12 protein-coding genes are annotated in these 15970 nt (G+C 56.7%); 1 reads left to right on the top strand and 11 read right to left on the bottom strand.

All coding sequences use genetic code 11. From position 1 onward, the window contains the following. Positions 1–514 precede the first annotated feature (514 nt). Positions 515–1813 (bottom strand): alpha-glucosidase/alpha-galactosidase, encoded by a 1299-nt coding sequence (gene melA / locus A9Z00_RS07705; RefSeq protein WP_296975596.1) that lies wholly within the window; start codon positions 1811–1813, stop codon positions 515–517. A gap of 283 nt (positions 1814–2096) precedes the next feature. Between melA and A9Z00_RS07710 the strand changes: the two genes are divergently transcribed. After that, positions 2097–2576 (top strand): DUF6530 family protein, encoded by a 480-nt coding sequence (locus A9Z00_RS07710; protein WP_296975597.1) that lies wholly within the window; start codon positions 2097–2099, stop codon positions 2574–2576. A gap of 23 nt (positions 2577–2599) precedes the next feature. Here A9Z00_RS07710 and A9Z00_RS07715 read toward each other — a convergent pair whose 3' ends face one another. The 10 genes from A9Z00_RS07715 to A9Z00_RS07760 all read right to left on the bottom strand — a co-directional run bounded on the left by A9Z00_RS07715 (position 2600) and on the right by A9Z00_RS07760 (position 15951). Beyond that, entirely contained in the window at positions 2600–3151 is a 552-nt protein-coding gene (locus A9Z00_RS07715; protein WP_296975598.1) for a hypothetical protein, read from the bottom strand. After that, complete coding sequence (locus A9Z00_RS07720; RefSeq protein ID WP_296975599.1) at positions 3148–3726, bottom strand: RNA polymerase sigma factor; 579 nt, start codon at positions 3724–3726, stop codon at positions 3148–3150. The genes A9Z00_RS07715 and A9Z00_RS07720 overlap by 4 nt, the downstream gene beginning before the upstream one ends. Before the next feature lie 190 nt (positions 3727–3916). After that, entirely contained in the window at positions 3917–4663 is a 747-nt protein-coding gene (locus tag A9Z00_RS07725; protein WP_296975600.1) for a peptidylprolyl isomerase, read from the bottom strand. 537 nt (positions 4664–5200) lie between these two features. After that, positions 5201–6301, bottom strand: a complete 1101-nt coding sequence (locus A9Z00_RS07730; protein WP_296975601.1) for an alpha/beta hydrolase — start codon at positions 6299–6301, stop codon at positions 5201–5203. Between the two features lie 238 nt (positions 6302–6539). Then, positions 6540–7730 carry an ABC transporter permease gene (locus tag A9Z00_RS07735; protein ID WP_296975602.1) on the bottom strand — a complete coding sequence of 397 codons (1191 nt, stop codon included), beginning with the start codon at positions 7728–7730 and terminating at the stop codon, positions 6540–6542. Continuing rightward, positions 7727–8416, bottom strand: a complete 690-nt coding sequence (locus A9Z00_RS07740) for an ABC transporter ATP-binding protein (RefSeq protein ID WP_296975603.1) — start codon at positions 8414–8416, stop codon at positions 7727–7729. The genes A9Z00_RS07735 and A9Z00_RS07740 overlap by 4 nt, the downstream gene beginning before the upstream one ends. Next, positions 8413–9483 (bottom strand): efflux RND transporter periplasmic adaptor subunit, encoded by a 1071-nt coding sequence (locus A9Z00_RS07745; RefSeq protein WP_296975604.1) that lies wholly within the window; start codon positions 9481–9483, stop codon positions 8413–8415. Before A9Z00_RS07745 ends, A9Z00_RS07740 begins: the two co-directional genes overlap by 4 nt. 599 nt (positions 9484–10082) lie before the next feature. Beyond that, positions 10083–10994 carry a hypothetical protein gene (locus A9Z00_RS07750; protein WP_296975605.1) on the bottom strand — a complete coding sequence of 304 codons (912 nt, stop codon included), beginning with the start codon at positions 10992–10994 and terminating at the stop codon, positions 10083–10085. A gap of 13 nt (positions 10995–11007) precedes the next feature. Next, on the bottom strand, positions 11008–14070 hold the full coding sequence (locus tag A9Z00_RS07755; RefSeq protein ID WP_296975606.1) for a type III restriction-modification system endonuclease: 3063 nt from the start codon (positions 14068–14070) through the stop codon (positions 11008–11010). A 15-nt stretch (positions 14071–14085) separates the two neighbouring features. Beyond that, positions 14086–15951, bottom strand: coding sequence for a site-specific DNA-methyltransferase (locus A9Z00_RS07760; RefSeq protein WP_296975607.1), 1866 nt, complete (start codon positions 15949–15951; stop codon positions 14086–14088). Positions 15952–15970 lie beyond the last annotated feature (19 nt).

A 15970-nucleotide genomic window follows, 5' to 3' on the forward strand; every position in this document is an offset into this window, starting at 1 on the left:
TGCTCCCGCCATTCCGCTCCGTCTTCCGTTGTCCGATGGTTCCCTCCCGTCGGTCCCGCCGTTCACCCCCTTCGTCCGCCCGGCTTCGGGCCGGCGGAATGAAACATGGCCGCAGGGCCTTCGATCAACAAGATGTAAAATATGTATTCAGCATTTTGCTCCAGTATATCTGAGACGAATTTGTATGTAAATATTCTTGACATAAACCAAAGAAAAATCCGCCCGAATTCCGTACGAAAACTAAAAACCGGCCCGTATATTGTGGAGATCGCACAACCCCCCGCCTTTTCCGTCCCGAATACCGCTCTGATCTATCAATTTATGTTATCTTATATTACACATATCTCCCCGATACTGCCTGTCCCGGCCGGGTCTGGATCGGCGGGGCAGCGCGGCGCGGCAGGTCCGGCCGAAGACCAAAACGATGCCCCGGGCGCCGGCGGGCCTGAAGCCCGCCGGCGCTCGGGGCGAATCGCATCCTCCATATGAACCGCAAGTTGCCCGGTCGCAAGTTTCAATGGAACTTCGGCAGCCAGTCGCCGTGCGCCTCGATCAGGTCGTCGCACAGCGCGACGATCTCGTCGAGCGTCAGCTCGGCCGCCGTGTGCGGATCGAGCATCGCCGCGTGGTAGATATGTTCCTTCTTCCGCGTGATCGCGGCCTCGATGGTCAGCAGCTGCGTGTTGATGTTCGTCATGTTCAGCGCGGCGAGCTGCGGCGGCAGCGCGCCGACGTATATCGGCTGCACGCCGTTCGCGTCCACCAGGCACGGCACCTCGACGCACGCTTCCTTCGGCAGATTCGTGATCAGGCCGGTGTTCATGACGTTGCCGTGGATCTTGAACGGCACGTTCGTCTCGATCGCCTCGAAGATATATGAAGCGTACTCGTGCGTGCGCTTGTGGGTCAGATGGACGTTGTTCACGAGCGAATCCCGCATCTTTTTCCAGTCCTCGATCTGCTTCACGCAGCGGCGCGGATACTCGTCCAGCGGGATGTTGTACTTCTCGATCAGCTCGGGGCGGCTCTTCTTGATGAAATACGGATGATACTCGGCGTTGTGCTCCGAGGACTCCGTCACGTAGTAGCCGAAGCGGAACATCAGCTCGAAGCGCACCATGTCGTGGTGCTTTTCCTTCTGCTTCTCGCGCGCCCTCCGCTTGATCTCGGGATAGAGATCGATCCCGTCCTTCGTCACTTCGAGCAGCCAGGCCATGTGGTTGATGCCCGCGATCTTCCATTGCACGCCGGTCGGGTCCATGCCCAGCGATTCGAACAGGTGCGGCACGCACACCTGCACGCTGTGGCAGAGGCCGACGGTGCGGACGCCGCCGTAAGTGTTCATCACGTTCGTGAGCACGGCCATCGGGTTCGTGTAGTTCAGGAACAGCGCGTCCGGGCAGACCTCCTGGATGTCGCGGGCGAACCCGAGCAGCACCGGGATCGTCCGCAGATTGCGGAAAATCCCCCCGATCCCCACCGTGTCGCCGATCGTCTGGCGCAACCCGTACTTCTTCGGCACTTCGAAGTCGGTGATCGTGCACGGGTCGTAGCCGCCGACCTGAATCGCGTTGACGACGTACTTCGCCCCGCGCAACGCTTCTTTCCGGTCGGTGTACGCCTTCACGCGACAGGTGCTGCCGGTCGTCGCCTTGAGGTTGTTCAGCATGTTCTCCGAATCCTTCAGCCGCTCGTGGTCGATGTCGTACAACGCGAGCTCGAAGCCTTGCAGCGCCGGCGTCAGCATGCAGTCGCCGAGGACGTTTTTCGCGAAGACGGTGCTGCCGGCGCCGAGAAATGTTATTTTCGACATGGTCCATGGCCTCCATTTCCCGACGGATATGGTTGACTCGATTATACTTCACGCGCCGCATTCGCAACATGGAAGGATGCCAGCCCCATATGGATGAATGTAGGACCGGTTGTTCGCGGCACGGCGCAAACCTGAATCCCGGTGCCAAATTTAACCCCAAACCGCCGCAAGCAGGTCCGTGAATACGCCATTTGACACTTTCCCGCCCCCGGGCTATAATCAAACTACTGATTAAGTAAATTACTAAATCAGCAATTTCATTCACCGACCGAGGCGATTGCACATGAAAATCCCGACAAACCTCAAGCACAAACCGGTCATTGTTTGCGAAAACTACGGGAACGTCGACGGCAAATACGCTTATCATTCGGACGCGAAAGGACTTTCCCTGGGCCTCGCACAATGGAACGACCGCGGCCGGATCGATATCTCCGCCAAGGTGTGGCGCCACACCGGCGGAAAATGGTCGAGGCAGTCGGAAGAGCTGCCGCTGCACCGCGTGCTCGATCTCGCGATCCTGATCGTGCGCGCCCAGCTCTATTTCCAGGATGCCTACCGGTACGAAAAGCTGTACGACCCGGCCAACCCGCGGATCGACCGGGTCGGCCTTCAGGGCGACGCGATGACGGTGGAGGTATGCACAGACAACGAGATGATCGACGAAGACATCCGCCTGTTCAACCAGGCGCTTGGCGAACAGGGCGAGACGCTCGGCGAGCGGCTGCGCGTCTTGTCAAGGCTGCTGAAAGAAATGGGGTACTGAACTTGGCCGACCGCCGCAAAGCGTTAATCGAACCGTACAAACAGATGAAACCCGACATGGGCATCTTCCGGATCCGCCTTGAGGATGGCAACAAATGCTTCCTCGAGACTTCGCAGAATCACGATATCCGGGTTGTACGCATCCGGGATATAGCCAATCTCCGGCGGGGAGGTGGCGAACAGGGCTTTGGCTTCATCCCAGGTATCGAAGATCAGCTTCCGGGCCGTATACTCATAGAGCACGGTGCCGGTCCTATCGTCCGGCGGAGGGGTTGTCCCCCGATGTTCAACGGCATTTTCCAATATGAAACTCAACGTGCCCTGCCGTATGGATTGGATGATGGACCGAAATGGATTGTAGGCCTCCGGGATGGCCGGACTGGCGATCACCATGACAACCGCGGCAAAAATGGCAGCGATGGCGGCGTATTTCCTGCGGGACCTGTTTTTTGCCCGGGCGCCCACTTTGTCCTTGATCCGGTTCCACGACACATCCGGATCGGGAACAACCTGCTGCTCCTTCACCACCTTCTCGAAAATTTCATCGAACAGTTTGTCAAACTCGGTCCGGTTCACAGACTTTCACTCCATTCTTGGAGAAATTTGCACTTGATGGCCGATCTTGCCCGATGGAGTTTGTATTTGACGGTTTTTTCGTCCGTGCCCAGAACCTCCGCGATTTCTTTGTAGGACATGTCGTATTTCCAGCGCATCTCGATCAGACATCGAAAATCCGGTTTCAACTCCTGAAGGTATTTGCCGATCGCTGCTTCAAGTTCTTTGACATTGATCTCTCTTTCGATGAAATCCACTTCGGTCGCATAATCGATCGTATTGTCGATGAAGACGCTTTCCACATCCACTTTGTTCAACCGCTTCTTGTGTTTTCTCAAGTAATTGTAGGTGGAATTGCGTATCACCACCTTCAGCCAATTGATCAGTTGGGCTTCGCTCCGAATCGCCGGTTTGTGGTCAATGGCCTTCAGGAACGACTCCTGAATGATATCCTCCGTGGCCGCATGATCCTTGGTGATCTGAATGATGACTTGATAAGCAAGTCTGTAGAAGGCTTGGTATACTTTCTGTTGCGTCTGCATGCTCAAGCTTGGAAAATCGGGTGACGCCATCAGCAGCAAAATCCCCTCCGTCATCCCTTCCCCTCTCCTTGCCCGAAAGCCGTCATCCGGTCGCTGCTCGTATCAAGGTTCATGTTTGATTGAATCACGCCGCATTTTCTTTTTCCGCAATTCGATTTCGCTTGTATACGGTTTCCAATACACGAGCAAAACGCCGTCCGATTCCTCGGACGGCGCAACAACACTCCTTGATTTCGGCACAGGTTTATCGACAAGACGAAAGTATGCTGTTGCCGTTGCAGGCCGCGTCCATTGTCACGACAAGCGCGTATGTTCTTCCCTCGCCGGACGAAATGATGGCCACATCATATTGGATCGAATGCTTCGTAACGGAATTTTTCCCATCCTCACTGGAACGTTCGGCCAAGGTTGCGACATCTCCGGCAAGTGACAATTCGTTCATCAGCGAGGCGCGTTCATCGGAGGACAAACCGGGGTTGCTTGCGGCAATCAAGATCTCATAGTAGGGCTGCAGATGCCTTAGATGAGACTCGTCAAACGCGGTCTGTTTTCCCCTGATGTACAACCGTTCGATTCGTCCGTCGTCCTTGCGGACATATCCCGTCAGCATGACGAAGTCATCGTTTTTCTCATCTCCCCAGGCACGGCGGATTTCAAGGGATTCTCCCCATCCCGATACTTCAAATTTGCCCAGGTCATGGTGTTCCGTTTCCTCCAGAACGGCCGCCGCGGCGGCATTCCATCGGTCCGACAGATTGTAAATGTACAGCTGCGGAACCTCATCTTCCGCGACATCAACCGGTGTATCATCCCGATCGTCCGCGTCGGCGTCATCGGATGGCGCAGGCGCTGTACGATCCCGGGATTCAGATGGAGCTGACGGTTCCATGTTTGGGGCATCAGGGAGAGCATTGCGGTCATTCGAGCCAAAACAACCCCCCAGCAAACACGCAAGCAGCAAAAATATCCCCCATGACAGACGAAAATTCATAAACTCCCGCCTTTTCCGAAGTTTTGATCAAGAGGCCAAGGGACTGGCATCCGCGTGCGGATATCGATGCACCGACGCTTGCCCCGGCAATGGATGCAAACCGCGGGCAGAGCGCGATTCACCTGTACCCGATCCGGTGTTATTCCCTTCATAAGGTAATAACACTTTAATTGACGAGGAGGTTGCACGGTTTTCATACATTTTGATACTTTTTCTTTTATTATTAAACAATTTTGGATATTGAATCAACTGGATTTTGGCAAGAGCGGGGATTGAGACGGAATGGGGCCCCCTTGATCCGGAACGCGAAGAAGCGTTTGCTCCCGTCCCGTCCGAAACGTCGCTGCTTCGGGCTGTCACTTGACGGAGGGGTGTCCCGGCTGCGGGGGCCGTGCAGAGCTGTTCGGATGACGCGAGGCGGTTGCGCATTCTGTGTCTCCCTTGCTGCAGTCGCCTTTTCTCATTGTATCGCTTGCGGACGCGTCGCCCGCAGACAATCGCAGACAACAAGAGGAGCGACAACCCGGAAAGCGAATTTCACCGGTTGAACTTGCGGCGGACCCTCAGGGCGATTTCCGTCATGCAGTCTTCCGCCTGCGGGTAAAGGCCGATCTTGTCCATGAACGCGTGATCCACGCCGTTGTATTGAATCACCGTCGTCTTTACGCCGGAACGGGCCAGCTTGCGCGCATAGGCTTCATTCTCCAGCCGCAGAAAGTCAAACTCGCCGGTGATGATGAGCGTCTCGGGCATCCCGTGCAAATCGGCCAGCAGGGGCGACATGTGGGGATGCGTCACGTCGATGCGGCCCTGCAAATACAGTTCGTGCAGCTTGGGACGGCCATGATCGGCGCCGACGAAGCCGAGAATCTGCTCGATGTATTCCCGGTGATTGCGGATCTCATAGGCTTCCAGCGACCATCTGTGCCCTTCTTCTTCCGCGCCCGCCATGTTGACCGACGGATAGATCAGCGCCTGGTACTTGATCAGCCCCAGTTTCCTGTCCCGGTCGATCATCGCGCATACCGTCGCCAGGTTGCCGCCGGCGCTGTCCCCGGCCACCGCGATACTCGCCGGATCGACGCCGAGCTCGTCCGCATGATCGTGAACCCAGCGAACGGCATCGAAACAGTCGGTCAGCCCCGCGGGATAGGGGTGTTCGGGCGCGAGCCGGTAATCGACGGACACGACCACCGCTCCCGCGTGATACGCCAGACATTTGCACGGATTCTCGACCGTCTTGAGCGATCCGCCGATAAATCCGCCGCCATGGAAAAACACGACGGCCGGCCGTTTCCCGCCCACGGGAGGCGTGTAGATGCGGACCGGAATGTTCGTCTCGCTTCCTTCAATCTCCCGGCATTCCGTCGCGACGGCGCCACCGGTTACGTCGCGGTTTTCCCATCCCATCATCCGCCGCATCATCTTCGCGAACTCCACCGGGTCTTCCGGAATCTCGGGCGGCTGCTGCCCCTTCATCCGGGCGGCCGTCTCCTTGTGGACTTCCAGGACGCGGGGGTCCAGCTCGCCCCATCCCTCCTCCGAATCCGGAATGGGCTTGACGATCCATTCATATCCGTCCCGCTGCTCCGTGCGGGCTCTCGCGCGCAATGCGGCCAGCAATTGCTCGTAGTTCATGTCGGACTCCTCCCCCGGATGTTTTGATATTTCATTCTAGCCCATGCGGCGCGGATGCGCTTGCCGAAAGACGACCTTTTATTTTTCAAATGACGACCATTCCCCGGAACGGACATGCCGGGTTCCCGTCTCCCAAAAGAAAAAAGGAGCGGCTGACCGCTCCGGAATCTTTCCCCGAACCCGCGGCGTTTCGGGCCCGCATGCCGGCCCTGCCGGAACGGGTTCCGGTTGATGCCCGCTATTCGTAACGCAGCGATTCGATCGGCTGCAGCTTCGCGGCTTTGCGGGCCGGGTACAGGCCGAAGAAAATCCCGACCGCGGCCGAGAAACAGAAGGCCAGCACGATCGCCTCCATCGAGACGACAAACGGCAATCCCGTCATCACGGCGAACCCGAAGGCTACCAGCAGCCCGAACAGCGCGCCGATCGCGCCTCCGATAAAGGAGAGCATGACCGCCTCGACCAGGAACTGGAACATGATATTTCCCGGCGTCGCGCCGATCGCCTTGCGGATCCCGATTTCCCGGGTCCGTTCCGTGACGGAGACCAGCATGATGTTCATGACCCCGATTCCCCCGACGACCAGGGAAATGCCGGCGATCGAACCGATGACGAGCTGCAGGATGGAGAACGTGTTTTTGATCATTTGCTCCGCATCCTTGGCCGATTCCGTCGCATACGCGTTCTTGCTGACGCGCTTCCGCTCCGCCAGCCAGGTCTTGAGCTCCCGGATCGTCTCGTCCATGCGCTCCGGCGATGCGGGCAGGATTTCAAGCATGCTCAGATTTTCGCTGACCCATGCTCCGCCCGGAATGGCCGTAATCGGCGCGTAGGCGGAATAGCGCGCCCCAACGTTGACCATCAAACCTTCCTGCTCCTTGTAGACCCCGACGATCCGGAAAACCCCGCCGGACAGCTGAACGCTCCGGCCGATCGCCGCTTGCGGAGACCCGAATGCCTTGTCGGCAAATTTGGTCTCCACGACAAGGACTTTCTGACGCGCCCGCTCCTCCTGCGAAGTGAAAAATCTGCCCGCCACCATGTCGATTTTTTTCATTCTGGGCGAATCCGACGTCGTTCCCGTCACTTTGAATTGCAGCGTTTCCTTCTTGTGCCTGCCGGTCATCCCGAAGGTCTGCGACGTCGAGACGTAACGGACCCCCGGAAGCTTGCGAATCTCCGCAAGCTCCCGCAGCCGGAAAAAGGGATTGCCCTCTTCAGCGGCGCTGCCCTTAGGATATATCAGAAAGTACCCGTCCCCGTAATTCGACAGTTCCGCCATGATCGCGTGCTGTCCGGCCTGGCCGATGGACACGACCGTGACCACCGCGGCGACGCCGAAGACGATCCCGATCATCGTCAGGAACGAGCGCATCTTGTTGACCCGGAGATTGTCCAGGGCGACGAGGATGCTCTCCCGGATGCTCATCCGCCGCCACTTCCCTTGCGCCTGTCGCTCAGGATCCGGCCGTCCCCGAAGGTGATGATCCGCTCGGCATGCTCGGCGATGTCCGGCTCGTGGGTCACCAGCACGATCGTCGTTCCGTCGGCGTGGATCTCTTTGAACAGCGCCATGATTTCGCGGGATGATTTCGTATCCAGGTTCCCGGTGGGCTCGTCCGCCAGCAGGACCGGTGCGTTCATCGTCAGCGCCCGGGCGATCGCCACCCGTTGCTTCTGCCCGCCGGACAGCTCGTTCGGACGATGCTTGACGCGTTCGGACAGCCCGACCCTGCGCAGCAGCTCCAGCGCCCGCTCGCGGCGCTTTTCCAGGGGAACGCCGGCGTACATCATCGGCAGCATGACGTTTTGCAGAACCGTCTGCCGGGGCAGCAGGTTGAAGCTCTGGAAGACAAACCCGATCTTCCGGTTCCGGATGCGGGCGAGCTCCCGCTCGCTCAGCGACTCCACCGGGATGCCGTCCAGCTCGTAGCTGCCGGAGGTCGGGACGTCCAGGCAGCCGATGATGTTCATGAGCGTCGATTTCCCCGAACCCGACGGCCCCATGATGGCCACGAACTCGCCCTTTCCGATGTGCAGATCGATGCCGTGCAGCGCCTGCACCTCCAGGGAGCCGTTTTTGTAGACTTTCGTGATGCCTCTGAGCGTGATCATTTCACCTTCACCCGGGCGCCGTCCCGCAGCCGTTCGCCGCCTGCCACCACGACCCGATCGCCTTCGGCCGCCCCGGTGACCAGCTCGATCAGCTCGTCGCCTTCCTTCCCCGTCGTCACCGGCACCTTGACGGCGACATCGCCCTGCACCTTGTAGACGTAGGACTGTTCGCCGTCGTACCGCACCGCTTCGATCGGCGCGAGCAGGCGATCCTGGTCCGGAATTTCCAACTCCACCGTGACATTGTAACCCGGACGAAGCTCCGGCGATGTCTGATCCAGGATGACCTCCATCTCCACCGCCGCGTCCCGGGAAGACGGATCGATCGCCTCGGCCACGGGAGCCAGGTACGAGATGCTGCCCTCATAACGGCCCGAAAAAGCCTCCCCGGTCACCACGGCCTTCATCCCCGGTTCCGCCTTGCCCGCGTCCAGCTCATTCAGGTGCGCCACGACCTTGAGCCGGTTCACATCGGCAATCACGGCGACTTCGCTGCCTTCGGCCAGCATTTGGCCGGCGTTCACCGCGAATTTGGTCACCACGCCGCCGGCGGGAGCCAGCACCTGCCGGTTGGCGAGCTGCTTCTCGAGCGATTCGATGGTCAGTTGAATGGCACGAATGCGCAGATCATAGGCGGTGAGATCCAGCTCCTCCGGTTCGGCGTCCGGGTTTGCGAGACGGGCTTGTCTGAAGCGCTCGAAATGCTGCTTCCGGGCCGCCAGCCGTTCCGCCTCGACCAGTTCCAGATTGATGCGCTCCTTCTCCAGCTGATCCCGTACCTGCTTCATGTCCAGCGTAAGGAGAACCTGTCCTTCCTCCACCGTATCGCCCGGCTTCACCTTGACCTCTTCCACCACTCCGCTCGCAGGAGCGTACACCCGGGTCGTCTCAGCCGGCTCCAACTTGCCGTTCGCATAGATTTGCTCGATGATTTTGCCCGTCTCCACGACGGCGACCTGCACTTCGATTTCCCGGTTCATCGCGTTCAGCATATGGGCCGCGATAAACGCGATGACCGCCAGACCGATGACGGCAAACCAAAACCGCTTCTTCTTCAACCATTTCAACAAGCGACTCACCCGTTCCAATCCAAATATGTAAAAAATTAATGGTATCAAAAATTTATGTCATCAACGAATGGCGGGCTTGAACCGGAGAAAGACCTCGGACTTACCTTTCACTATAACCGTCTGTCCCGTTTCAACCACCGACTCAAGTCCGGGTGTGATGCCGGACCTGAGCCCGGCTCAAGGAAGTTGCCGGACCCGTCCCCGCGGAAGTTCGTCAAAGGTCGTTTGTCGCCGGCATGCGCTCGGATCGTGCGAACCGCTGGTGAGGAGTTCCCGCTTCTCTCTTACGTTCTCTTGGATTGAACGTTTCAACTTGGCTGCCGTCCCGTTGATCGGCGCGGACAATCTGCCCGCTTCGTCCGGTGGTTCCACGGGAACCCGATGGTCACGACAGGGAGCGGCATAATCGTTTCTCGGTTTTGCATCGCTCAGAAGCAAAAACGCAGCCCGCCATCAAGCGAAGCTGCGTCCGGCGTTGACCCTCTGCAGAACGGCGCGGCCCGGCTCCATGTGCGGGCTGTGCCTCATGCCGGTCTGCGGGACCTGAACAGCCCTCCCGATCCGCGTAGATCCCGTGCCCCGGCAGCCACCGCGTTTCATTTGCCATCCTTTGCTTCGCGCAATCGAAACGAGGACACGATCGTTTCCATTACCGCTTCGTCCACCTTCCCGTCGGCGAAACAGAAGCCGTACGCGCGCCCGTCATCCCGGTCCGCCACGTACCATCGGATCTCTTCATACCGCCATTCCGGATCCCGATCCGCGGCCGGCTTCGTGTGGATGAGTTCGATCCGGTAAATCCGGATGCTCCCGTTCCGTCCGGCCGTCAGGTCTTCCCGCTCCTCGAAACCGGTCTGCTCCGAATGGTTGGGTTTGAAATCCGGCCAGCTATCCGCGTCGAACCATCCCAGAATTTCGGTCTCCCCGACCTTTTCTCCATCGACCCGAAACGTGAACTCGTCCTGCTGCTTCTCCCCGACCTGCCAGTCATCCGGCACCGCGAAGGTAAACCGGTCCGCCTCCACGACCCGATACCCGTCGGGCGCAATGTACGGCGAGCGGTCGGCCGGCGACTGTTCGTCATGCGCCGAGGACGGTTCGTCATGCGTCCGGGGTTGAGCGGCTTGCTCCGGCGGCTCCTTGGGCGCCTGCGATTGCTCTTCCGGAGCTGCTCCTGGATCACCTCGTCGACCGCCATGCGGCACTTGAAGAGGAAGCGCGTCCGGCGCCTCCTCCCGGACGGGCGCAGCCGGATCTTCCCCGATCCCGACACCCGCATCACCGGTTCCCCGTGTGTCCATGCATCCCGATACCAACCAAACCGACAACCATGCTGCCCAAAGCCATCGCATCTTCAAGTCCCACCCTTGCGCGGAACATCGGATCATGTTGCGAACTTGCCTGATACCAGACGATCCATGGGTGGAAAAAGTTTGAAGGCGCAGCCCGGCACGAACGGGCGGCGCCTTGCGCGTCATGCGAACGGGCGTTTCCGGCAAATCCCGCATTGCTTCCCGCGCCTCATCCCTTCACGATCTCGAGCAGTTTCTCGTAGCTGTCGACGACATCGTAGCGGACCCGCCCGTCGCCCAGCTTCGCGAAATGCCTCCGCGCGCACTCGATCTTCGCCTTCTCCGTCTCCCGGAGCTCCATCGATTCCATGGAGCCCTTCGTCTCGGCAATGAAATAGATGTGCTTCACGTGTCCTTCCCGGAACACGATTGCCCAGTCCGGATTGTAGTTGCCTACTGGCGTTGGGATGAAGAAACCCTTGGGCAGCTTGGCGTACACTTGGACTTCTTCACTGGATTCCAAATTTTTAGCAAAATCGAGTTCGATCTTCGAATCCGTCACGACATAATCATAGATGTGCTTCTGCGCCGGCAACATGTTCTCGCCCTGCTTGCCCGAAAGCGTGTTCTTCGTGAAGATTTCGTTCTCGAACCGGTCGTTCAGTACGTCATAGGTGATGGACTCAATGATCGTAGTGGCTTTCTGCTCGTTGATGATCCGAGCGGCGCGGATCAGAAACTCTTCCGGGTTTCGGCGGAATTGCAAGAATGTTGATTCTCGGATCCCGGTCAGGATCGCGACGATCGTCTTCCGCGTGAGCTTCGTCTCATCCACCAGCTTCCCGACCAGATCGTATTTCACCCGAACGCCCGAGCCCGTCTCTATCGTCTCCACTCCAGATTCGCGCATTTCGAAGGCTTCTCCCGACTGCAGTTGCTCTTTGCTGTCAATCTTCCGCATTTCACCATGCCGAATCGAAAACCGGATCGCTGGCACATACAATTGGCTGTCCAACGCCTGAATGCATTTTTTAATCAATTCTTCGGAATCAAATTTAACAGTATATACCGATTTCCGGTTGATTCGATTCCAGAGTTCCTGAAACTCTTTTCTGTAAAAATTCTGATTGACGCTGACAAGCGTCTTCTTCCTCTCATCCTCGGCCAGGTTCGTCTTGCCCTCAATGTAGACCGATTTTAACAGTTTGACAATCGATTCCCCGAAGTCCGCGAATTCCTCCGGTAACTTCAGCTCACCCGCCTCGACCGCACGGAAATAGTCGTCTGTGAGATGAAACTGATCATCCACATAATCATTCTTGATGAACGCGACATGCAGTTTTCTCGCCGCCGCTTCGTCCAGCTTCCACTGCTCGCCGCGCTCGTTCGTCAGCACCTTGTCCCGGAAGAAATGTTCGTCGACCGTTCGCGGACGGTCGCTCAGGGTCTCGGCGATCTCCTGCTGCAATTGCCTTGCGAACTGCTCGTACGATTCGCTCGCGATGACCGTCAGCACGTTGATTTCGTGGACATCGATGCCGGGGACGCTCGCATCCATCCGCTCCCCGTGCTGGTTCACGCACAACCGGAGCCCGCGGCCGACCTCCTGCCGCTTCTTGACGACGGAATCGCTGTGCTTCAGCGTGCAGATCTGGAACACATTCGGATTGTCCCAGCCTTCCTTGAGCGCCGAGTGCGAGAAAATGAACCGCACATCCTCCGACAAGCTCAGCAGCCGCTCCTTCTCCCGCATGATGAGACTGTAGGCTTCCGCGTCGTCGGAGTCGGTCTCCCGGGCCGACACCTTCGGATCGACCATCCGGTTGCTCTTCTTGTCGATCGAGAAGTAGCCGTTATGGGTTTTCTTCACGTCAATCCGCTTCAGATATTGAATATAAGGATCATCATCAAACAGGGACAATTGCTCGTTTAGCAGCGCCGTATATTCCTCTTCAAAAATATCCGCGTAAATGCCGTTTTTTGGCGTACCGTCCTCGTCATACACACGGTACTTGGCTACCTCGTCGATAAAGAAAAGCGAGAGCACCTTGATGCCTTTGGGATAGAGCATCCGTTCCTTCTCGAAATGCGACTTGATCGTCTCCCGAATCTGGATCCGACGAAATTGCAGTTCGCTTACATCCCCCCGGACATCACCCGCATAAAGCGTCACTCCGTTGGCGAAGCTTACGCTACCCTTCAGTCCGTTAATTTCGGCAACCCTGAATCCTTTGTATTGCTCCAATTCACCTGACAATTGGTACAGATCATCGTTCTGGACGATTTTTAGCGTTTTCCTTGTGAGGCCGGTTTTCGTCTTTACATCCAGTTCCATACGAGCCACAGGGGCATGATTCGCGCTTATGTCAATTCCTTCCAAATATAGATAGCAGTCCGTACCACTTGTCCCTTTGACTGAAATCCCCTTGACGCTGATCTTCTTGACCAGCTTCTGATTGTAGGCGTCCAGCGCGTCCAGGCGATACACCTTGTTGAATTCTTCCCGGTGGGTGGCCGAATAGCGCAGAGTAAATAAAGGGTTGAATGCTTTTAAAGACTCAATCGTTTGCTTACCTTCGACTGATTGCGGCTCGTCGATGATCAGAATTGGATTTGTGCCCGCCAGCACATCAATCGGACGACGGCTTTGGAAATCATCGAGTTCCATATGAATCCGCCGAGCGTCCTTGCCCCTCGCATTGAATGCCTGCGAATTGATAATCATGACATTGAGTCCCGCATCGCTGGCGAAACTCTCGATCTGATGCAGTTGTTTCGAATTGTACACAAAATACCGCGCCTTCATGCCGTATTCGGCCATGAAGTGGTCCTCCGTTATCTGGAACGTTTTAAGCACACCCTCCCGGATCGCGATGGACGGCACGACGACAATATACTTGCTCCATCCGTATGTCCGGTACAATTCGAACATCGTGCGAATATACGTATATGTCTTTCCGGTTCCCGTCTCCATCTCAACCGTCAGGTTGTAAATCGTCTCGCCTTTTCTTCGCTCGATTTTCTCCGAGGGCTTCAGCCCGTTTCGGCGCTGGACCGTCCGGATATTCTCCAGCACTTCCAGGTCAGTCAATTGAATCGGTTTGTTCCTGAAACCGACGTCCCAAATTTCTACCCGTTCAAGATTTTCCCCCAATCGAAGCTGTTCGGGTTTTCGTCTGTTGCCACGATCCAGGGTAAATTGTGATGTCTCATTTGGCTGCCCGCAGAAACAATCAACGACACTTTGCACCGCGTCCAACTGAAATTGCTGGTGTTTGAATTTGATCTTCAATGTCTGTTCACCACCTTACAGTACACGAACATCCGTTAGCGGTGAAAGCATCTTGAACAATTCTTCCACATTGATGCGTAAGGAATCGTCCCTGAACGAACTGTCCCGGAACACCACCCGCAACGGCTGCGACTTCGCTATCTCGCGAATCACGGATTCCGGTACGTCATCATCGAAGCAAGCGATCAGCGAATTTTCATCGACATAATGGACTGTCCTGCCTTCGATTTGTCGTGTCTCCATGGGCAAGGAAAGCTCCAGTCCCAGTTCCAGCATAACCTGAATGAGCAGATCTTCGCTTGTGCGATCTTCCTTAATGTTGCTAACAAGATTGCCGATTTCCATTTGGTTGAGCTTGTCCGGCTTATAATAAACATCCTTCATATTCGAGGAATCGAGCCGGAACACTCGGAAACCGTAGTCGATGTCGGCACCGGTTTCTTCCCTGATTTTCCTGGCTGCTCGGCGAATTCGCTCTTTGCCAATGTCGCAGATGGTTTTGAAACCTGCTCTATACGCATCTGAATGTTCCTCCACTTCTTCCGGAAGCTGAACGAGGATGTATTGCCTTCGCTCTCCGTCTTCTGCGTTCAGTTGCATGACTGCATCCGCTACAGAAGCCGACCCCGAGAAGAAGTCAAGCACGATGTCCCCCGACCTTAAGTTCGCGATACGAATAATCTGCTTTAGCAGCCGCGTTGGCTTCGGACCGTCGAAATACGCATCTCCGTCGAACAGCTTCTTCAGTTCCTGACGCCCCTCCTGATTATGCCCGACTTCGTTGTACAGCCAGACTGTGAGCGGCACCATGCCTTCTTGCACTTCGCTCAGGAACCGCTTGAGTCGCGGCATATTATCTCCCGTCTCCCCGAACCAGACCCGGTTGTCGTCGATCAGTTTCTGCATGTTCTCGCGGGACGTAAACCAACATCTCCCCTTAGTTGGGTAGATCACCTTGCCGCTCGGGGATGTGATCGGATAATAGTAGTCCTCCGTGAACGTCTTGACTGTCAGGTTGTCAGACATCCACGGACCGCGCGGATCGTTGTCTGGATTTTTGTATCGGTTGATGGATTCTTTGGTCCGCGGCAACTTCCTGATGTTGAACCGATCAATATCGCGGGCGTATACCAAGATGTAATCGTGATTAGTTGAGAAAAATTTAGAGTCGTTTTTGGGCGAGAATGCGCGCTGCCAGACGATCGTCGCCACGTGGTTCCCCGGCCCGAAGATTTCGTCGCACAGCTTACGCATGTTGTGCACTTCGTGATCGTCGATGCTGATGAAAATGGCTCCGTCCTGCGCAAGAAGATTTCGGGCCACCTTTAGCCTCGGATACATCATGGTGATCCAATCGCTGTGATATCGGCCCCAGGTCACCGGATTCGGCACGAGGCGGTTACCTTCGGCGTCCTTCTGCCCTGACGCTTCTAGATATTCCTGCACGGAATCCCGAAAATCGTCCCGGTAAATGAAGTCGTTCCCGGTGTTGTACGGCGGATCGATGTAGATCAGCTTGATCTTATTCAGATACGATTCCTGCAGCAGCTTCAGCACTTCCAGGTTGTCGCCTTCGATGTAGAGGTTCCGCGTATTTTCCCAGTCCACACTTTCATCCCGGACGGGACGCAGCGTCTTATCCGTAGGCGTGTTAGCGATAAGGATAGCCCGTTTTTTTCCCGGCCATGTCAACTGATACCGCTCCTTGTCGCTTTCCACAAGAATCTCGGACAGTTCCTGCCGCAGTAGCTCGAAATCGATGGCCCGCCGGACGTTTCCCGCCTCGTCGCAGGTCTCGACGATCACGTTTGGTAACCATTCGGCGATCCGATCGATGTTGAATTGGGTCAGATTCGGCGACTTCATCGTTAGCTTCCGCATCGGGCTACCCCCTGTCGAA

The organism is Thermobacillus sp. ZCTH02-B1 (assembly GCF_002159085.1).
Classification (GTDB): Bacteria; Bacillota; Bacilli; order Paenibacillales; family Paenibacillaceae; genus Thermobacillus.

Bases quoted from the DNA above. Each gene is read 5' to 3' on its own strand.
- melA (WP_296975596.1), bottom strand. From the start codon at position 1,813: ATGTCGAAAATAACATTTCTCGGCGCCGGCAGCACCGTCTTCGCGAAA.
- A9Z00_RS07710 (WP_296975597.1), top strand. From the start codon at position 2,097: ATGAAAATCCCGACAAACCTCAAGCACAAACCGGTCATTGTTTGCGAA.
- A9Z00_RS07720 (WP_296975599.1), bottom strand. From the start codon at position 3,726: ATGACGGAGGGGATTTTGCTGCTGATGGCGTCACCCGATTTTCCAAGC.
- A9Z00_RS07725 (WP_296975600.1), bottom strand. From the start codon at position 4,663: ATGAATTTTCGTCTGTCATGGGGGATATTTTTGCTGCTTGCGTGTTTG.
- A9Z00_RS07730 (WP_296975601.1), bottom strand. From the start codon at position 6,301: ATGAACTACGAGCAATTGCTGGCCGCATTGCGCGCGAGAGCCCGCACG.
- A9Z00_RS07735 (WP_296975602.1), bottom strand. From the start codon at position 7,730: ATGAGCATCCGGGAGAGCATCCTCGTCGCCCTGGACAATCTCCGGGTC.
- A9Z00_RS07740 (WP_296975603.1), bottom strand. From the start codon at position 8,416: ATGATCACGCTCAGAGGCATCACGAAAGTCTACAAAAACGGCTCCCTG.
- A9Z00_RS07750 (WP_296975605.1), bottom strand. From the start codon at position 10,994: ATGCGGGATTTGCCGGAAACGCCCGTTCGCATGACGCGCAAGGCGCCG.
- A9Z00_RS07760 (WP_296975607.1), bottom strand. From the start codon at position 15,951: ATGCGGAAGCTAACGATGAAGTCGCCGAATCTGACCCAATTCAACATC.